At 67.6% G+C, this 17,836-nt stretch carries 19 protein-coding genes and 1 pseudogene; 17 read left to right on the top strand and 3 right to left on the bottom strand.

Annotated elements, in window-relative coordinates:
• Positions 1–313: 313 nt before the first annotated feature.
• The 8 genes and pseudogenes from AB0I19_RS14515 (at position 314) to AB0I19_RS14480 (ending at position 6,997) form a co-directional block, all read left to right on the top strand.
• Positions 314–676: a hypothetical protein gene (locus AB0I19_RS14515; RefSeq protein ID WP_357148586.1), complete on the top strand. Its 363-nt coding sequence runs from the start codon at positions 314–316 to the stop codon at positions 674–676.
• The gene (locus AB0I19_RS14510; RefSeq protein WP_357148583.1) at positions 676–1,308 is read left to right on the top strand and encodes a DUF3558 domain-containing protein; all 633 of its coding nucleotides are present in this window, start codon (positions 676–678) and stop codon (positions 1,306–1,308) included. Before AB0I19_RS14515 ends, AB0I19_RS14510 begins: the two co-directional genes overlap by 1 nt.
• Before the next feature lie 2 nt (positions 1,309–1,310).
• Positions 1,311–2,597 (top strand): hypothetical protein, encoded by a 1,287-nt coding sequence (locus tag AB0I19_RS14505; protein WP_357148582.1) that lies wholly within the window; start codon positions 1,311–1,313, stop codon positions 2,595–2,597.
• On the top strand, positions 2,594–3,298 hold the full coding sequence (locus tag AB0I19_RS14500; protein WP_357148579.1) for an ESX secretion-associated protein EspG: 705 nt from the start codon (positions 2,594–2,596) through the stop codon (positions 3,296–3,298). Before AB0I19_RS14505 ends, AB0I19_RS14500 begins: the two co-directional genes overlap by 4 nt.
• Positions 3,299–3,376: 78 nt before the next feature.
• On the top strand, positions 3,377–3,724 hold the full coding sequence (locus tag AB0I19_RS14495; RefSeq protein ID WP_357148577.1) for a DoxX family protein: 348 nt from the start codon (positions 3,377–3,379) through the stop codon (positions 3,722–3,724).
• An 18-nt stretch (positions 3,725–3,742) separates the two neighbouring features.
• Positions 3,743–4,483 (top strand): annotated as a pseudogene (locus AB0I19_RS14490) (class I SAM-dependent methyltransferase); the annotation flags it as partial.
• A gap of 589 nt (positions 4,484–5,072) precedes the next feature.
• Positions 5,073–6,311 carry an ATP-binding protein gene (locus AB0I19_RS14485; RefSeq protein ID WP_067484896.1) on the top strand — a complete coding sequence of 413 codons (1,239 nt, stop codon included), beginning with the start codon at positions 5,073–5,075 and terminating at the stop codon, positions 6,309–6,311.
• Entirely contained in the window at positions 6,308–6,997 is a 690-nt protein-coding gene (locus AB0I19_RS14480) for a response regulator transcription factor (protein WP_067484899.1), read from the top strand. Before AB0I19_RS14485 ends, AB0I19_RS14480 begins: the two co-directional genes overlap by 4 nt.
• Positions 6,998–7,045: 48 nt before the next feature.
• Here AB0I19_RS14480 and AB0I19_RS14475 read toward each other — a convergent pair whose 3' ends face one another.
• Positions 7,046–7,375, bottom strand: a complete 330-nt coding sequence (locus AB0I19_RS14475; RefSeq protein WP_357148574.1) for a hypothetical protein — start codon at positions 7,373–7,375, stop codon at positions 7,046–7,048.
• 63 nt (positions 7,376–7,438) lie between these two features.
• Positions 7,439–8,302 (bottom strand): hypothetical protein, encoded by an 864-nt coding sequence (locus AB0I19_RS14470; RefSeq protein WP_245655449.1) that lies wholly within the window; start codon positions 8,300–8,302, stop codon positions 7,439–7,441.
• A 66-nt stretch (positions 8,303–8,368) separates the two neighbouring features.
• On the opposite strand from AB0I19_RS14470, the gene AB0I19_RS14465 reads away from it, so the two are divergent.
• The 9 genes from AB0I19_RS14465 to AB0I19_RS14425 all read left to right on the top strand — a co-directional run bounded on the left by AB0I19_RS14465 (position 8,369) and on the right by AB0I19_RS14425 (position 16,821).
• Positions 8,369–9,355, top strand: coding sequence for a Ppx/GppA phosphatase family protein (locus AB0I19_RS14465; RefSeq protein WP_357148571.1), 987 nt, complete (start codon positions 8,369–8,371; stop codon positions 9,353–9,355).
• Positions 9,345–11,063 (top strand): hypothetical protein, encoded by a 1,719-nt coding sequence (locus AB0I19_RS14460; protein ID WP_357148569.1) that lies wholly within the window; start codon positions 9,345–9,347, stop codon positions 11,061–11,063. The genes AB0I19_RS14465 and AB0I19_RS14460 overlap by 11 nt, the downstream gene beginning before the upstream one ends.
• Positions 11,064–11,094: 31 nt before the next feature.
• The gene (locus tag AB0I19_RS14455) at positions 11,095–11,952 is read left to right on the top strand and encodes a sugar phosphate isomerase/epimerase (protein ID WP_067485853.1); all 858 of its coding nucleotides are present in this window, start codon (positions 11,095–11,097) and stop codon (positions 11,950–11,952) included.
• An 81-nt stretch (positions 11,953–12,033) separates the two neighbouring features.
• Positions 12,034–12,897, top strand: a complete 864-nt coding sequence (locus tag AB0I19_RS14450) for a thioesterase family protein (protein ID WP_357148566.1) — start codon at positions 12,034–12,036, stop codon at positions 12,895–12,897.
• A 34-nt stretch (positions 12,898–12,931) separates the two neighbouring features.
• The gene (gene proC / locus AB0I19_RS14445) at positions 12,932–13,750 is read left to right on the top strand and encodes a pyrroline-5-carboxylate reductase (RefSeq protein ID WP_357148563.1); all 819 of its coding nucleotides are present in this window, start codon (positions 12,932–12,934) and stop codon (positions 13,748–13,750) included.
• Between the two features lie 147 nt (positions 13,751–13,897).
• On the top strand, positions 13,898–14,176 hold the full coding sequence (locus AB0I19_RS14440) for a helix-turn-helix domain-containing protein (protein ID WP_245655448.1): 279 nt from the start codon (positions 13,898–13,900) through the stop codon (positions 14,174–14,176).
• 258 nt (positions 14,177–14,434) lie between these two features.
• Positions 14,435–14,536: an AURKAIP1/COX24 domain-containing protein gene (locus AB0I19_RS14435; protein WP_003402602.1), complete on the top strand. Its 102-nt coding sequence runs from the start codon at positions 14,435–14,437 to the stop codon at positions 14,534–14,536.
• A gap of 186 nt (positions 14,537–14,722) precedes the next feature.
• Entirely contained in the window at positions 14,723–15,808 is a 1,086-nt protein-coding gene (locus AB0I19_RS14430; RefSeq protein WP_357148560.1) for an NAD-dependent epimerase/dehydratase family protein, read from the top strand.
• Positions 15,805–16,821 carry a lysophospholipid acyltransferase family protein gene (locus tag AB0I19_RS14425; protein WP_357148557.1) on the top strand — a complete coding sequence of 339 codons (1,017 nt, stop codon included), beginning with the start codon at positions 15,805–15,807 and terminating at the stop codon, positions 16,819–16,821. The genes AB0I19_RS14430 and AB0I19_RS14425 overlap by 4 nt, the downstream gene beginning before the upstream one ends.
• On the opposite strand, the gene AB0I19_RS14420 is transcribed toward AB0I19_RS14425, so the two are convergent.
• Positions 16,822–17,754, bottom strand: a complete 933-nt coding sequence (locus AB0I19_RS14420; RefSeq protein ID WP_067642100.1) for an HAD-IB family hydrolase — start codon at positions 17,752–17,754, stop codon at positions 16,822–16,824. It lies immediately after the preceding gene.
• Positions 17,755–17,836 lie beyond the last annotated feature (82 nt).

The raw sequence follows: 17,836 nt of genomic DNA, 5'->3' as shown, positions 1-17,836 counted from the left end.
CTCGGCCGGTTGACCCCGATCGAATTCGAAACCATCATGTCCCCAGCAGTCCGACAGGCTGCTTAACCACTGTCACCCGATCCTGCAGCAGCCCCAAGGGTGCATCTCGAGTGTCGGTTCGGTAGTACACACCCTGTTAGACGCCCGCCGGAGTTGTTCGGTTCCATCCTGATACCTGATCGCGGGTTCCGATCCCGGTGTGCCATCCCTCCGTCGATGAACCTGCAGCTCACGGGCTCGGTTTCGGTGCCTCCCGCGCCGAAGTTGGTGTGCCGTTAGACTGCGTGCTGACTAGCTGACACGGGGAGGCTCAGTGGCTATCGGTGGGGAGGCTGCGGCGCAGCTGTGGAATGCGGCGTCGTCGGGGCAGTTGCGGATGGAGCCGGATGCTGCTCGGGAGGTGGCAGCCAGCTACCTGCGGTTCGCGGCGATGTGTGACCGATGGACCGAGGATGCCGAGGTTATGCGCGGCGTCACCGGTTTCGGGTCGCTGGAGTCCGCTGGGCAGCTGCAGAAGGGTTTCTCTGATAAAGCGGGCGAGGCAAAGAAAGTTCTCGGAGAGATGGCGACCGCAGCTCGAGGTATGGCGGAGGGATACCTGCAGGCTGCCGGAGTGCTCGCCGAGGTGGACCAGCTCAATTCGGATGCGATGAGAGCGATAGCTGAGCGGGCATAATGGTGAAATCAGCATTAATTGGGGCTTGCGTCCTGTTTGCCTTGGCCGGGTCGGCGTGTAGTTCGTCGAGCGGTACTGCGGTTCCGGAGACTGCAGAACACGACGGTTCGGTTGGTTCGACGCCACACGCGCGACCAACGCTGACCGACGCAAAGCTGCAGCCCCCGGCACAAGACAACAAGTACACGCAGACATCGGGTCGGCCGAAGGTGGTCTTCGATCCCTGCACGTGGATCGGTGCAGCCGAAATCGAGTCCACGGGCTTTCGATCCGAGTCGCGACGGCGAGGCCCAGATCTGGTTGCCGAATACACATTCTTGACATGCATTTTCCGCAACGTGGACAACACGATGTCGCTGAATGTGGACTCCGGCAACATCACTTGGGACGAGAATCTCCAGAAGAACGGTGCTTGGCTCGAGGCAACGACCGTGAATGGACGCCGAGCAGGACTGGTGCGTAACCAGCCGGGAGGCGAAGACGCGTGCCAAGTGCATGTCGAGACCAAGTCCGGTGTCGTCATCGTCGGATCGCTGGTGCTAAGCCTGGGCAAGAAGCAGAACCTCGACCCCTGCACCAACATCATGGAGACCGCTTCGGTAGTGGAGAAATCCATCGGTAAGGAGAACTGACGATGGCTGTTTCGGCGGGTGGGACGCAACAGCAGCTGGGCGCGGAGGAGCAGCAGCAATCGCTGAGCCACGGTGGCGTCGATCCGAAGTACATCTCGGAATTCGAAGTGTACGAAAATCTTTCGCACGAAGATATCTTCAACGGCGTGCAGGCGATGGAGCCGGGGAAGATGCAGCAACTCGGCGACAGTTGGGTCAATATGTTCGCGGAGATCTCGGGTGCGGTGACCGCGTTGATGATTTCAACGGCGCGGGCGACCTCGAGTTTGGAGGGGCAGTTCGCTTCGGCGGGAGAAGCGGCGGGACGACGGTTCATCACCGAGGCCACCGACGTGTATACGGTGCTGTCGGTGGTCGGACATCGGGTGAAGGCCGCGGCTTACGGTGCAGAGGCTGTGAAAGTAGCTGTGCCACCGCCGATTTCAAAGGAGGCTGGCGCGGGTGTCGGGTCGACGATCCCTGTGTCGCTGACCGAACTGGCTGTCCCGGGTGAGGCTGGCACTGTGGAGCGGGAGAAGGAAGACCGGCGGTTGCAGGCGATCGCGGCGATGAATTCGACCTACAAGCCGACCTATGGTCCGGCTGGTGAATCCGTGCCCGCCTTCGTTGCGCCGAGCCAGCCGGGCGACGGAACGGGTGATCCTGGCTCCGGCGGTGGCGGATCGAACAATGGTGGTGCCGGTGGCGGTGACACCGGCCCGGGCGATGCGGGCGACACCGCGACCACCGAGGACCCGAATCAGCCCGGCACGACCACGGACGACGAAACATCCAGTGCCGGTACGGATGACGACGACAGCAGCGGTACCGACGACTCGCAAGGGCAGAACAGCACCACCAATCCGGCGAGTACTGATCCGTCCTCGACCACACCTTCCGCGACGACCCCTGGCGCTGGTTCGCCGGGTACCGGATCGCCAGGTGGTAGTTCACCGGGTGGTGGTTCGCCAGGAGGCGGGTCACCGGGCGGTTCGACGCCGGGTAGCGGCACACCGACACCGGGTGGTGCCTTGGCTGGTCGCGGCCCGGTGGTTGCCGGCCAAAACCCCGGCGCCGCAGGTTCTTCGGGTGCCGCAGGGTCCAGTGGGCGCGGGATGAGCCCCGGCATGATGGGTGCGCCGGGCGCACGTGGCGGCGGTAAGGACGACGAGGACGAGCACAAAGCGCCCGACTACCTGCGTGGTGTTCAACCCGAACTGCTGGGTGACGAGCAGCATGCGGTGCCCCAGGCCATCGGCGCCGACGCCCCGGCGACCCGCCTGCCGGAACAGGAGTCCGGAAACGCATGAGCTGGATGTTCACCCCCGACGAATTCGCGCATGTGTGGTTGCGCGAGACGGGCGACGATCGTTATCCGTTTCCGCTCACCGTGTATTCGGCCGCCGCGACGGAAAGCGCGTACGAGCAGCTTGCCGCGGCTGCCGCGCAACGCTGGCCCGTCGGGGCCGATCTGGACCTGACCGCGGTACTCCGGCATGCCGCGCGGCCCGAGACCGCACTGGCGCTCTTCAGCGAAACCGGCCCCCGACTGCGCGCTTACGGTGCGCGGACGGGAGATCGAGGGGTCGTGATCCGCCAGTACGAAGACCACAGCGTCGAGGTCTTCTCCGGAAGTGCGGGTCTGGTCAACCGTGCGTTCGCCGCCTTCCTCGGCGACCAGCCCGCTGGACAGGTCGGCCACTTGGTCGAGGATGTCGACCGGCTGGCCACACATTTCGAATCCTGGCAGCGCCCGCCGGATTCCGTCGCCGCCCGCATGCATCGGCTCACCGAGGCGAAACGGGCGGCCGGTGGCCGGATCGAAATCAGAACCGGATTGCAGTCCAGCCGGCCTGGTCCCACCTCCTACCTCACCTGGCTCGACGTGTCCGATGACGGCCGTTATCTCTCTTACCGCCGGTACCAGGACCTGCACATCGAACCGGCCGGAAAGCAGCGTGTGATCGACGCGATCGAGGCTGCTGCCTCGATCGGTGTGCATACCGGCTGAGTGATGTCACACTGCCTGTGGCTGTGTCGTCGACTCTGTGAACGCCGCGAAAAGCGCGGCAGGGCAAGGAGTCGAGTCATGGAAACTGCCTACGTTGTCGTTACCGTTGTTGCCGCCTTGTGGGTCGGGTTCTCGGCATTCTCGTTGTTGCGGCGGGCTGCTTTTGTTGTCGATCCGCTGGTGGACTACGGGGTCCCGGAGAGTTGGTGGACGCCGTTGGGGGTGGCGAAGGCGGCGGGGGCGATCGGGTTGTTGGTGGGCCTGTGGGTGCCGGTGGTCGGGGTGGTTGCGGCTATTGGGCTGATCCTTTATTTCGCCGGTGCGGTGGTGACGGTGTTGCGGGCGCGGTCGTACAAGACGGTGGCGTTTCCGGTGTTGTACCTGGTGCCTGTCGCGGTGGCGTTGGGGCTCGGGTTCGCGGCCTGACCTGGCAGGGTGAGGGTCATGCGCACGTTCGAGGAGTTGATCGAGGAAGCGGACTCGGTGTCGGTGGCCGGGTGGGACTTCTCGTGGCTCGAGGGGCGGGCGAGCGAGGAACGTCCTTCCTGGGGGTATCAGCGGTTGCTCGGTGCTCGGTTGCCGACCGTGACCGCCGCGTTGGATATCCAGACCGGCGGTGGGGAAGTGCTGGCCGGGGTCGACCGGTTTCCGCCGACCATGGTCGCCACCGAATCGTGGCCGCCGAACGTCGCCGCGGCCACCGCGCTGCTCCACCCACGGGGTGTCGTCGTTGTCGTCTCACCGGACGAGCTGCCACTTCCGTTCGCCGACAACGCTTTCGATCTGGTCACCGCCCGGCATCCGGCCACCGTGTGGTGGGACGAGATCGCCCGCGTGCTGCGACCCGGCGGCACTTACCTGGCTCAGCACGTCGGGCCCGCGAGTGTGTTCGAACTGGTCGAATACTTCCTCGGGCCGCAACCACAGGCCCGCCGCGCGCGCCATCCCGACGACGAAGCGGCCGCCGCCCGCGCGGCCGGACTGCGGATCGTCGACCAGCGCACCGAACGACTCCGCATGGAATTCGGCGACATCGGCGCCGTCGTCTACTTCCTGCGCAAAGTGATCTGGATGGTCCCCGGGTTCACGGTCGAGACCTACCGCGACCGGCTGCGCGAGTTGCACGAACAGATCCGGCGGGAAGGGCCCTTCATCGCACACTCCAGCCGCACCTTGATCGAGGCGACCAAACCATCGACTCAGGGGGTTCGGGCTGCGGAGGTTCTCGAGGAACTGCGACAACTGGGCCCGGATACCACCGGGCAAGAGAACGAGTTGCGGCGGTCTCTCATAGAGACGACGGACGACCTGCCGTGGTAGCGGCGCAACTATTCGAACCGATCGTGATCGACAGTGCGGTCAGAAGATGGGCGTCGCTTGCCCGCCCATGCTCAACAAAGGTCCGCAACGTCACAGCGAACTTCTCGAGGGGCCGGTGGTATCAGCCGGAAGTCGGTGACTCGAACGTTGCGGCGGATGGAACGGACGACACCCATATGCAGCCGTCCGTATGCCGAAGCCTCGAGTACGAACGGACCGACCCGGGTCGCGATCTGCTCGTCCCGATTCATGCGCTCGGTGCATGGGTCGACGCGTACGGGGCCGAGGTGAGCGCCGCGCTGTGCGGCGGAACCGACGTCTGACACGCCCGGCGGCCCACTGGGTGCCCGCTGGGTGAACGGCGGACGAACACCACCCCAAGTGCCCGTGACCTGCGCGAAACTTCACCCCACCCGGCGCCGGTAAGTCGGTGTGCACTCGTACGATCAATAACGTGAGCGTTCCGCAGGCCGTGCTGTTGGCAGTCCTCGCGGCTGTCGTCGGACTGGCAGTCGGGGGCCTGCTGATCCCTTACGTCAATGCCAGGCAGGCGGCACGGACCCAGGAGGACACCGGGCTCACCATGTCGCAGGTGCTCGACCTCATCGTGCTCGCCTCCGAGAGCGGCATCGCCGTGGTCGACGAATACCGCGACGTGGTGCTGGTGAACCCGCGCGCCGAGGAACTCGGCCTGGTCCGCAACCGGCTCCTCGACGAACGCGCCTGGTCGGCGGTCGAGAAAGTCCTCGCCACCGGTGAATCCGCCGAGTTCGACCTCACCGCGAAGAACCCGTTACCCGGGCGCGGCCGCATCGCGGTGCGCGGCATCGCCCGCAAACTCTCGCGCGAGGAGACCAGTTTCGTCGTGCTGTTCGCCGACGACGACTCCGAGCAGGCGCGCATGGAGGCGACCAGGCGCGATTTCGTCGCCAACGTCAGCCACGAACTCAAGACGCCGGTCGGCGCGATGAGCCTGCTCGCCGAGGCCATGCTCGAATCCGCCGACGATCCCGACGCCGTACGGCACTTCGGTTCCCGCGTGCTCGCTGAATCCCGGCGCCTCGGAAAGATGGTCACCGAACTCATCGCGCTGTCGCGGTTGCAGGGCGCGGAGAAACTGCCCGACCTGGCCGTTGTCGACGTCGACACCGTGGTGCAGCAGGCCGTCGACCGCTCGCGCACCGCCGCCGAAGCCGCGGGCATCACCGTGAGCACCGACCGGCCGAGCGGGCTGGAAGTGCTCGGTGACGAAACGCTGCTGGTCACCGCGCTGTCGAACCTGGTGGAGAACGCCATCGCGTACTCGCCGCAGGGGTCGCACGTGTCGGTGAGCCGGTCGCTGCGCGGCGATCACGTCGCGATGGCCGTCACCGACCGTGGCATCGGCATCGCGAAAGAAGACCAGGAACGGGTGTTCGAGCGGTTCTTCCGCTCCGACAAGGCCCGCTCCCGCTCGACCGGCGGTACCGGGCTCGGCCTGGCCATCGTCAAACACGTGGCGGCCAACCACAACGGTGAGATCACCCTGTGGAGCAAACTGGGCACCGGCTCGACGTTCACCCTGCGCATCCCCGCCCATCTGGAAACCGATGGGGACGAGGACGCGGGCCAGACGCCCGAGCTCGCCACGAGAGAAACCATCGCCCAGCGCAATCCCGCTGGACGAACGAACGGTGTGGAGGCACGCAGATGACGAGTGTGTTGATCGTCGAAGACGAGGAGTCGCTGGCCGATCCGCTGGCGTTCCTGCTGCGCAAGGAAGGCTTCGACGTCACCATCGCCGGTGACGGGCCCTCCGCGCTGGCCGAATTCGACCGCTCCGGCGCCGATATCGTCCTGCTCGACCTCATGCTCCCCGGCATGAGCGGCACCGACGTGTGCAAACAGCTGCGGACCCGCAGCGGCGTGCCGGTCATCATGGTGACCGCGCGTGACAGCGAGATCGACAAGGTGGTCGGGCTCGAGCTCGGCGCCGACGACTACGTCACCAAGCCGTACTCGGCCCGCGAGCTCATCGCCCGCATTCGCGCCGTACTGCGTCGTGGAGCGGGCGACGAACTCGACTCCGGCAGTGAGAACGGTGTGCTCGAGGCCGGGCCGGTGCGGATGGATGTGGACCGACACACGGTGCACGTCAACGGCGGACAGGTCACGCTGCCCCTGAAGGAGTTCGACCTGCTCGAATACCTGCTGCGCAACTCCGGGCGGGTGCTGACCCGTGGTCAGCTGATCGACCGGGTGTGGGGCGCGGACTACGTGGGTGACACGAAGACCCTCGACGTGCACGTCAAGCGGTTGCGCTCGAAGATCGAGGCAGACCCGGCGAAGCCGGAACACCTGGTGACCGTGCGCGGGTTGGGCTACAAGCTCGAGGCCTGACCGACCGAGAACCCGGCATCGGAGCGATGCCGGGTTTCGTCGTGCGTGTCAGATGGCGCTCCACACGACGCCCAGCGGGGTGTCCATCTTCTTCAGCGGAACCCAGCCGTAGGCGTCTTCCTGCATGCAGTCGTAGATCTCCACGTCGGCGCCGTTGCCGCGGCAGGCGATGGTGGTGGAGGTGCCCTGGGTGCTGGCGATGATGTACTTGCCGTTCTTCGCCGCATCGATCGCCGCGGGGTCGGTGTAGCTCACGAAGCTCGAGGTGAAGTCGGCGTACTTGGTCGGGTCGCCGTTCGGCTCGGCGTGGGCGAGACCGGTCATGGAGAGGGCGGCGCCGATCGTCAGGGTCGCGAGGTAGAGCGCTTTCTTGGACATGAGCAGCGATCCAACCCGACCTCGATGACGCGGCGATTGCGGGCAGGTGAACCGGACCCCTGCTCAGGCGGGATGCGTGCCGTGGAGGCGTTCGGCTTCCACCGTGGCGGGGTGCACGGCGATCAGGCCGAGGCCCTCGCGGCGGCGGCACAGCTTGGCCAGTTCCTCGTAGGCGGGGGCGCCGAGGAGTTCGCGCAGTTCGGGGGCGTAGGACTGCCAGACCGGTTTCGCGCCGACGTGGGCGTCGGGGGAGCCGGTGCAGTACCAGTCGAGGTCGAGGCCGCCGGGGCCCCAGCCGCGGCGGTCGTACTCGGTGACGACGGTGCGCAGGATCTGCTCACCGTCGGGGCGCTCCACCCAGTCCTGGGTGCGCCGGATCGGCAGCTGCCAGCACACGTCCGGCTTCATCTCGAGCGGTTCGATGCCCTTGCGCACGGCCATGATGTGCAGCGCGCAACCGGCGCCCGCGGCGAAACCGGGGCGGTTGAGGAAGATGCAGGCACCGTCGAAACGGCGGGTGCGCAGGGCGGGTTCGTCCTCGAGTTCGTCGAGCTCGAGGTAACCCTTCTTGACGACTTTGCCCTTCTCGGTGGCTTCGCCCATCAGCTGCCAGTCCTGTGGTGTGAGCTGTTTCACAGCACTCGCGAGGCGCTTGCGGTCGTCCTTGTCGGCGAGGAACGCGCCGTGCGAACAGCACCCGTCGTCGGGACGATCGGCGATGATCCCCTGGCAGGCGGGGGTGCCGAACACGCACGACCAGCGCGACAGCAGCCACGTGAGGTCGGCGACGATCTGGTGCTCGTCGTTTGCTGGGTCGGTGAACTCGATCCACTCGCGCGGGAAATCCAGCTCGACTTCCGGGGCCGGATCGATCTTCCGCCCAGGTCGGAGCCCGGTCTGCGCGATGGGGCCTTCGCCTTCGGTCACAAGTTCTGACGCTAACAGTTCAGTCGCCTGCCCTGTACTCCCGGATCACCAAGTACCGTATTCGGAGTGCGGCTAGGTGTTCTCGATGTCGGAAGCAATACCGTTCACCTGCTGGTGGTGGACGCGCATCGTGGTGGACACCCGATGCCCATGAGCTCGTCGAAGGCGGCATTGCGCCTGTCGGAGAACATGGACGGCGACGGTCGGATCACCGAGGAGGGCGAGGCGCGGCTCATCACGACCATTGCCGAATTCGCCGATCTGGCCCGCAAGGCCAAGTGCGTGGAACTGATGCCGTTCGCCACGTCCGCCCTGCGTGAGGCCACCAATTCCGAGGAAGTGCTCACCCGGGTGCGGGCGAGCACGGGTGTCGATCTGCGGGTGCTCTCGGGCGAGGACGAGGCGCGGCTGACGTTCCTCGCGGTGCGCCGCTGGTTCGGCTGGAGCGCCGGGCGCATCCTCAACCTCGACATCGGCGGCGGTTCGCTCGAGATGTCCAACGGCGGCGACGAGGAGCCCGATGTGGCGCTGTCGCTGCAGCTCGGCGCGGGCAGACTGACCAGGGAGTGGTTACGCGACGATCCGCCGGGCAAACGCAAGATCGCGGTGCTGCGCGACTGGCTCGACGCCGAACTCGTCGTCCCGTCCAAAACCCTGATCGAAGCGGGGAAGCCCGACCTGGCCGTCGGCACGTCGAAGACGTTCCGCTCGCTGGCCAGGCTCACCGGAGCGGCACCCTCGGCCGCGGGCCCGCGGGTGCGCCGTACACTGACCAGCTCCGGTCTGCGCCAGCTGATCGCGTTCATCTCCCGGATGACCGCATCGGATCGCGCGGAACTGGAAGGTGTGAGTTCGGACCGGTCCCAGCAATTGGTGGCCGGGGCTTTGGTCGCGGAGGCGAGTATGCGGGCGTTATCGCTCGACAGCATCGAGATCTGTCCTTGGGCGCTGCGCGAAGGGCTGATCCTGCGCAAACTCGATACCGAACCCAACGGGGGTGGCCCGGTGGCGATGCCGCCGGTGGAACCGGTAGGGAGACAGCATGAGTGGTGAGGATTCCAAACAGCTCTCGGTAGCCGAACTGCTCGCGCGCAACGGTGCGCAGGGCGGGTCGCCGCCGTCCTCCGGTGGCGGCAGGCGCCGCCGCAGCGGTCGTGGAGTCTCGGTCACCGACCTGACCGGTGAGAACGCGGTGGTCCGGACGGGTGGCCGCTCGCACGCCGCGCCCACCGAGACACCGCCCGAACAGCCCAGCTACGAACCACCCAGCTACGAACCGCCGAGCTACGAACCGCCCGCGAGCCAACAGCCCGCGCCGTATCCTCCGCCCGGCCCCGCCGAACCGGCGTACTCACCGATCTCCGGCCCGATCACCCGCCTCGATCCGACCGCGGACCCCCTCGCGCCCACCGCGCCCCGCTCCGGCTCCGATCCGTTCGGCCCCTTCCGCGCCGAAGCCCGCGACACGCGCCAGAACGGCAGGCTCGGTGTGCCCGGCGGGACGACGCAACCCGTCGACCCCGGTATCGCCGAGATGTTCGGTTCCGGTGCGTTGCCCGCCGTCGGCGGTGGCCGTCGCCGCAAGGCCGACGACGAACCCGAGTACCCGGAACCGCCCGCACCGCCCGTCACCGGTGGCCGGGCCGCGCGTCGCCGCGCCGCCGAGGCCGCGGAGGAAGCCGCCGAACCACCCGCCGCGAGCGGGTACGCGGCCTCGCTGCACGAGTCGGGGATCGACGCGCCGCGCGCGTTCATGGGTCGTCCCGGCCAGACCCCCGGCTTCAACGCCTTCCCGGATCTCGGATTCGAGAACCACCCGAGCGTCGAGCCGACACCCTACGAACCGCCCGCCTACGAGCCGCAGGCTTTCAACGGCAGGGACGGCGGTTATCCGGCGCCGAACGGTTACCCGCAGCCGACGCAGGCCTACAGCCCCGCACCCGAGGCCCCCGCCGATCCGCGCCCGTCGCTCGAGCGCAGACGTGATGCGGGCAAGGGCGGCGGTCTGCCGTCGTGGTCGGCCCGCAGGCACCGCCCCGCGCAGGATCAGGCGCCCGAAAGCGGCGGTCTCCCGACGGCGGCCTGGTCGCCGATCAGCCAGGAACAGCCGCTGCTCGCCGGTGACTCGGTGGCCGGCGATCTGCTGCGTCAGCGCGCCGAGATCGACGCCACCGCCGACGCGCGCACCGAGGTGTATCGCCTCGGCGGCGTGGAACCGGCGACCGACGACTACGCCGAATCCGACTACACCGACCGCGATTACGCCGACAACGACTACTCCGACACCGACTACGGCGACTACGACGAGTACGAGGACGACGACTACGAGCCCGAGCCGAAACCGAGCCGGGCGAGCAGGCGGGCCGCGACCAAGGCCGCCGCGGCCAAGGTGGCGGGTCGCGCGAGATCCCGTGCCAAGAGCCGGGTCGCATCGTCGCGTAACCGGTCCGCGGCCGGCGGCAGGATCTCCCGGTTCACGGCCAAGGCGCCCGCCGACGATCATCGCCGCGAGTGGATGATGCTCGGCGCGCAGAGCGCCGGTGCGGCCGTTGCGGGCATGTTGCTGTTCAAGGGTTTCGAGACGATGTGGGAGACGCTGCCCTGGGTGGCGCTCGCCCTCGCGATGGTGGTGATCCTCGGTCTGGTCGCGCTGGTTCGGGTGCTGCGCCGCACCGACGACATCTTCAGCACGGTGATCGCCGTCATCGTCGGCGTCTTCGTGACGCTCGGACCGCTAGCCTTCCTCCTCAGTACCAGCTGAATACAGGGAGTGGGCCGTGGGGAACATCGAGATCGGGCTGTCGACGGCGTCGGTTTATCCGGAGAACACCCAGGCGGCGTTCCGCTATGCCGCCGAATTGGGTTACGACGGAATCGAATTGATGGTGTGGGCCGAACCGGCCAGCCAGAACATCGACACCGTGCAGTCCTATGCCAAGCGCTACGGCGTCCGGGTGCTCGCGGTGCACGCGCCGTGTCTGCTGATCTCCCAACGGGTCTGGGGCGCGGACCCCGTGGCGAAGCTGGAACGCAGTGTGCGCGCGGCCGAGGCGCTCGGGGCCGACACCGTGGTCGTGCATCCGCCGTTTCGCTGGCAGCGCCGCTACGCCAGGGGTTTCGCCGAGCAGGTCGGTGAACTCGAGGCGCACCACCCGGTGAAGGTGGCCGTGGAGAACATGTTCCCGATGCGGGCCGACACCCTGTTCCGTGAGGGCGCGGTGCGCAGGCTGGAACGCCGCGCGGGACCTGGGCGCGCGGTGAGCGCGTTCAGCCCGTCCTACGACCCGACCGATACCGGTTTCGACCACTACACCCTCGACCTGTCGCACACCGCGACGGCGGGAACCGACGCGCTCGAGCTGGCCCGGCGGATGGGCGAGGGCCTGGTGCACCTGCATCTGGCCGACGGGCGTGGCGCCGCCCACGACGAGCACCTGGTCCCCGGCGACGGCACCCAGCCGTGCGCACAGCTGTGTGAATACCTGGTGGACACGGGTTTTCGCGGTCACGCCGTCGCCGAGATCAACACCCAGAACGCGCGGACCACGGCCGCCCGTTCGGCCCTGCTGGCGCGCACGCTCGAATTCGCGCGCCGTCACCTCACGGGCGCCACGCCCGATCCGCAGCCCCGCCACGCCGACCTGCCGTAGCCATCGCGGCGAACTCGGGAATATGCCGAGCGGCACCATGCTTGTACGCTGTACGAAAGTGCACCGCGACCAGGAGTGACGATGACGCGAGAACTCGCGACCGACGCGCCGTTCAGTCAGGTCGTCGACCTGACCGAGCTCACCACCACCGATGCCGAAACCGGCCGCTACGCCGGTGTCATCGACCCCACCTGGACCATCGGCCCCAAGGTGCACGGCGGCACCATGGTGGCCGCCAGCGCCGCCGCGGCGACCCGATGGCTCACCGAGGCCGACGCCTCTTACGCCCGCATGGCGCCCATCGCGGCCAGCTCCGACTTCCTCGGCGCCCCCGATCCGGGCAAGGTCGAGTACGCGGTGCACATCCGCAAGAAGGGCCGCCAGATCTGCCTGGTCGACGCCGAACTGATCCAGAACGACCGCACCCTGGTGCGCACCGCGTTCACCTTCGGCCACCTCGACGCCACCGCCACCCGCTGGAGCGGCCCCGACACCGACATGCCCGCCGAACCCACCGGCGACGCGCTCCGCTACACCCCGGACTCGCCGATGGGCAAGATCGTGCACGTCAGCCAGAGCGCGCACGTCCTGCTCGACCCCACCTGGGGTGAATTCCTGCGCGGTGAGACCGGTGATCCCCGGCTGCGGCTGTGGATCCGCCCCTTCGACGGCGACGAAGCCGACCCCCTGGTCCGCGCCGCCTTCGCGATGATGGCCGCCGACATGAGCCCGCCGGTGCCGATGAACCTCGGCCACTTCGGCTGGTCGCCGACGGTCCAGATGACCACCTACCTGCGTCGCGTCCCGGCGCCCGGCTGGCTGCGCGTCATCGCCACCTCCCGCGAAGTCGGCGAGCGCATGTTCGACGAGGACCAACTGGTCCTCGACTCCACCGGTGCGGTGGTCGCCCAGAGCCGCCAACTGGCCCTGATCCCCGCCAAGTAACAATCGCGGCCACACCACCACTAACGTTGGCCGCATGACGAGAATTGCTGTTGTCGGTGGTGGGCGGATCGGTGAGGCGCTGGTCGCCGGATTGCTGGAAGCCGGTCGGGCGCCCAAGGATCTGGTCGTCGTCGAGACCCTCGCCCCACGGGCCGCCCAGCTCGCCGAGCGGTTCAAGGTGCGGGTCACCGGGTCGACCGCCGACGCCGTCGTTGGCGCCGACATCGTCGTCATCGCGGTGAAGCCGAACGTGGTCGACTCGGTACTCGCCGACCTGTCCAAGGCCGACCTCGACAGCGGCAGCGATCAGGTACTCGTCTCGCTGGCCGCGGGCATCACCACCGGTCATCTGGAGTCGAAGCTACCGGCCGGCTTCGCCGTGGTACGGGTCATGTCCAACACCCCCATGCTGGTCGGTCAGGGCATGTCCGTGCTGTCGCCGGGCCGCTACGCCAAGCCCGAGCAGCTCGAAGTGGTCGGTGAGATGCTCGAGGCCGTCGGCAAGGTCGTGACGGTGCCGGAAACGCAGATGGACGCCGTCACCGCCGTCTCCGGGTCCGGCCCGGCGTACTTCTTCCTGGTCGTCGAGGCCATGATCGACGCCGGTGTGGGCCTCGGCCTCACCCGCGAGGTCGCCACCGAACTGGTCGTGCAGACCATGATCGGCTCGGCCGCGCTCATCGACGAGAGCGGGCAGAACGCCGTCGATCTGCGCGCGGCGGTCACTTCGCCCGGCGGCACGACGGCCGCGGCATTGCGTGAACTCGAACGCGGCGCGATCCGGTCGACCTTCATCGAGGCATTGCAGGCCGCCAAGCGTCGATCCGTGGAACAGGGCGCGTCCAGCGAATGACACGCGGGCGCCCGGCGCGATAACCGATTTCTCACACCCGTCGCAGTAATCCCACTGGCACCGCTAAGCTCGTAGAAGCACGTGCGTGTCTGTTCCGCCGGTGGGGAAGCCGGCGGCGCGGACGTGCCGGAGGTCAATGGTGCCATGATGTCTGCGAACAGAATGTCCAGTAATTCACCGGCGTCCGGCGGTGGATCGGGGTCACCCGCTCCACGAGTCGGTGCCACTCCGCAACCGGTGATCGGCGGTGGCACACAGTTTCTCACCGTCGCCGAAGTCGCCGATCTCATGCGGGTGTCGAAGATGACGGTGTACCGGCTCGTGCACTCGGGCGAACTGCCCGCGGTGCGGGTCGGACGCTCGTTCCGGGTGCACGCGAAGGCGGTGCACGACTACCTGGAGACGTCGTACTTCGACGCCGGATAGGTTCTCGGCCGCCTCGATCCTGGACTGACCGGAGGGTGCGACGAAGGAGTGCCCGCAGGGAGGGAAGGATCGAGGCCTCGGGGCCGAGAACCCGCGGCACCCGTGCCGCCGACAGCGCTGTAGCATGGACAATCGGTTCGTGTCCGCCTGCCGGTGGCACCGCTTCGTGGTGTCCGGTGCGCCCCGGCGGCGCGGGCACCAGACGACGCACGCGACACCGCGTGTGCATGCCGAGTAGAGAGAACGCGAGGAAACCCTATGGGTTCTGTGATCAAGAAGCGCCGCAAGCGTATGTCGAAGAAGAAGCACCGCAAGCTGCTTCGCCGCACACGTGTTCAGCGGCGCAAACTCGGCAAGTAAGCCTGCGTGCCCGCGAGAGCCCGTCACCTTTCGAGGTGACGGGCTCTCGCTGTGAAATGCCCCGGTTTGTAAATCTCGCTGTGCGATAACGGGTCGTCCTCGTTAAAAGCTGGTAGATCGTGTCGGCGGGTGGCGCGAATGCGGCTACTCTGGTACGCGGAAATCATGAGAAGCAGGGGGCTTTGAGTGGGGTCAGGTCAGGGTTCCGATACGCGGGAACGCCACGAACCGAAAGTCGTGCTGGTCACCGGTGCCAGCCGCTACTTCGGTAGCCGGATCGCGTCCCGATTCGCCGCCGATCCCGGTGTCGAACGGGTCATCGCGGTGGACACCATGCCCCCCGGTCGCGAGGTGCGCCGTCGCCTGGGCCGTACCGAATTCGTGCGCGCCGACATCAGGAATCCGCTGATCCGCAAGGTCGTCGAGAACAACAACGTCGATACCGTCGTCCACGCGGCCCTGCTCACCCGCCCACCGGCGCGCGGCGGTCGCGCTGTGATGAAAGACCTGAATGTGCTCGGGTCGATGCAACTGCTCGCGGTGTGCCAGAAGGCGCAATCGGTGCGTCGCGTCGTCGTGCGTTCGTCGTCGGCCGTGTACGGCTGCAGCGCCAAGGACCCGGCGAAATTCACCGAGGAAATGAGTGCGCGCACGCCACCGGCCGGTTGGTTCGCCCGCGACATGATCGATATCGAGGCGCTCGTGCGCGCGATGGCGCGGCGCAGGCCCGATATGTCGGCGTCGATTCTGCGGCTCGCCCCGATCGTCGGTCCCCGGCTGGCCGACAGCGGCGTGCAATATCTGCGGTCGCCGATCACCCCGACCGTGCTCGGGCGCGAAGCCCGGATGCAGTTGCTGCACGAGGAGGACGCGGTGGCGGTACTCGTACACGCCGCCTCCCGCGCCCACGGTGGCACCGTCAATGTGGCCGGAGACGGCGCGCTGGCGATGTCGCAGGCCATCCGCCGGGCCGGGCGCATCGCCGCCCCGATACCCCTCTTTGTCTTCCGCACCGTCGGCCGGAGCCTGATGGGCCCGGTCATGCGCGGTTTCAGCGGGGAACAACCCGACTACTTCTACTTCGGTTGCGGTCTCGACACCACCCGCATGCGAACCGAACTCGGCTTCACCCCGCGCTGGACGACGGTCCAGGCATTCGACGACTTCATCGCGGGCGCAGCGTTGCGGCCCGTCTTCGATCCGGCATGGATCGACGCCGCGGAACACAAACTGCTCGGCCTCATCGGGGCCGGTTCAGGAGCGCACACATGAACGAAGGAGCGAAAGTCATTCGTCTCGACGTGAATGTCGAGACCCGACACCGGCCGTCGTCCCGGCGTAAACCGGACGTTCCGGTCCAACCCACCCCCGTCACCGCCCTGAGCGATCATCGGCCGGGCATGCCGACCCGGCCGCCGAAGTCGCTGTCGGAAACCCTGCGTGACGCACTCGGCAAGCAGATCGAGAGCACCGCGGAATTCGCGCGCCGCAGGCTCACCGGTGACTACCAGATCGACGAATTCGGCTACGACAAGCACCTGCTCGAATCGGTGATCCTGCCCGCGCTGCGGCCGCTGTCGGAGTACTGGTTCCGGGTGGAGGTGTCCGGGATCGAGAACATTCCCGCCACCGGCGGCGCGCTGCTCGTCGCCAACCACGCGGGCACGGTTCCGCTCGACGGGCTCATGCTGCAGCTGGCCGTGCACGACAAGCATCCGGCCCACCGCGCGCTGCGCCTGCTAGCCGCCGACCTGGTGTTCGAGCTGCCCGTCTTCGGTGCGCTCGCCCGCAAGGCCGGGCACACCCTCGCCTGCCACCCCGATGCCGAACGGCTGTTGCGCTCCGGGCACATCGCCGGGGTGTTCCCCGAGGGCTTCAAGGGTGTCGGCAAGAACTACGCCGACCGGTACAAGCTGCAGCGTTTCGGTCGCGGTGGATTCGTGTCGGCGGCGGTGCGCACCGGTGTGCCGATCATCCCGGTGTCGATCGTCGGCTCGGAGGAGATCTACCCGAAGCTGGCCGACATCAAGCCGCTGGCCCGTCTCCTCGGCCTGCCGTACTTCCCGGTGACCCCGCTGTTCCCGCACCTCGGCCTGCTCGGCGCGATCCCCGTCCCGTCGAAGTGGTACATCGAGTTCGGTGAGCCGATCGCGACCACCGCGTTCGAACCGGAGGAAGCCGACGACCCGATGACGATGTTCGAGGTCACCGACCAGGTGCGCGAAACCATCCAGCAGACCCTGTACAAGCTGCTGGCCAAGCGCAGGAACCCGGTTCTCGGCTGACTATTTCTCGCGGTGGCGGGCGACCGCCGCCGCGACCGCGCCGCCCGCCGCGCCCAGCGCGAGCGCGGTCGGTACGCCGATCTTGGCGGCCTTGCGCCCGGTGCGGAAGTCGCGAATCTCCCAGCCCCGGTTCTTGGCCACCTCACGCAGGTCGGAATCGGGGTTGATCGCCACGGCCGTGCCGACCAGCGACAGCATGGGCACGTCGTTGTGGCTGTCGGAGTACGCGGTGCACCGCTTGAGATTGAGGCCCTCACGAATCGCGAGGGTGCGCACGGCGTGGGCCTTGCCGAGACCGTGCAGGATGTCGCCGACCAGGCGACCGGTGAACTTGCCGTCGACGCTCTCGGCGACGGTGCCGAGGGCACCGGTGAGGCCGAGCCGCTTGGCGATCACATTCGCCAGCTCCACCGGGGTCGCGGTCACCAGCCACACCTGCTGACCCGCGTCGAGGTGCATCTGCGCGAGCGCACGGGTGCCCGGCCAGATCTTGTCGGCGATGATCTCGTCGTAGATCTCCTCACCGAGCATCGCCAGCTCGGCGGTTGGCCGACCGGCGATGAAGCTGAGCGCCTTCTCCCGGCCCGAGGCCATATCGGAGGAGTTCTCCTTGCCGGTGACCCGGAATTTCACCTGTTTCCAGGCGACGTCGACCAGATCGGAGGTCTTGAAATACTTGCGGGCCGCCAGGCCACGCGCGAAATGCACGATCGAGGCGCCTTGCACGAGGGTGTTGTCGACGTCGAAGAACGCGGCGGCGGTGAGGTCGCGCGGCGGCGCTTCGGGGCCCGCGTCGGTGCCCTGTTCGGCCAGTTCGGCGTCGTGCAGCGTGAGGGCGGCATCGGCACTGGCCTCGCCGGCCAGATTCGCGCGCAACTCCTCCTCGCTCGGCCCGAACGGGCTGCGCGGCAGCCGCGCGAACTGTTCCTGCAGCTCCTGGCCGAGGCGGCTGGGCTGCCACCGCGCAGGGAACTCGCCGAATCGCCCTGCGACGAATCCGGCCCTAGTCACCTTC

Source organism: Nocardia sp. NPDC050413 (assembly GCF_040655475.1).
Taxonomy (GTDB): domain Bacteria; phylum Actinomycetota; class Actinomycetes; order Mycobacteriales; family Mycobacteriaceae; genus Nocardia; species Nocardia coubleae.
This window is presented reverse-complemented; position numbering and strand designations above follow the sequence as displayed.

What these genes read in the sequence shown, in the direction of transcription:
- AB0I19_RS14510 (WP_357148583.1), top strand. Translation starts at nt 676, where the DNA reads ATGGTGAAATCAGCATTAATTGGGGCTTGCGTCCTGTTTGCCTTGGCC.
- AB0I19_RS14505 (WP_357148582.1), top strand. Translation starts at nt 1,311, where the DNA reads ATGGCTGTTTCGGCGGGTGGGACGCAACAGCAGCTGGGCGCGGAGGAG.
- AB0I19_RS14500 (WP_357148579.1), top strand. Translation starts at nt 2,594, where the DNA reads ATGAGCTGGATGTTCACCCCCGACGAATTCGCGCATGTGTGGTTGCGC.
- AB0I19_RS14495 (WP_357148577.1), top strand. Translation starts at nt 3,377, where the DNA reads ATGGAAACTGCCTACGTTGTCGTTACCGTTGTTGCCGCCTTGTGGGTC.
- AB0I19_RS14480 (WP_067484899.1), top strand. Translation starts at nt 6,308, where the DNA reads ATGACGAGTGTGTTGATCGTCGAAGACGAGGAGTCGCTGGCCGATCCG.
- AB0I19_RS14475 (WP_357148574.1), bottom strand. Translation starts at nt 7,375, where the DNA reads ATGTCCAAGAAAGCGCTCTACCTCGCGACCCTGACGATCGGCGCCGCC.
- AB0I19_RS14460 (WP_357148569.1), top strand. Translation starts at nt 9,345, where the DNA reads ATGAGTGGTGAGGATTCCAAACAGCTCTCGGTAGCCGAACTGCTCGCG.
- AB0I19_RS14450 (WP_357148566.1), top strand. Translation starts at nt 12,034, where the DNA reads ATGACGCGAGAACTCGCGACCGACGCGCCGTTCAGTCAGGTCGTCGAC.
- proC (WP_357148563.1), top strand. Translation starts at nt 12,932, where the DNA reads ATGACGAGAATTGCTGTTGTCGGTGGTGGGCGGATCGGTGAGGCGCTG.
- AB0I19_RS14440 (WP_245655448.1), top strand. Translation starts at nt 13,898, where the DNA reads ATGTCTGCGAACAGAATGTCCAGTAATTCACCGGCGTCCGGCGGTGGA.
- AB0I19_RS14435 (WP_003402602.1), top strand. Translation starts at nt 14,435, where the DNA reads ATGGGTTCTGTGATCAAGAAGCGCCGCAAGCGTATGTCGAAGAAGAAG.
- AB0I19_RS14425 (WP_357148557.1), top strand. Translation starts at nt 15,805, where the DNA reads ATGAACGAAGGAGCGAAAGTCATTCGTCTCGACGTGAATGTCGAGACC.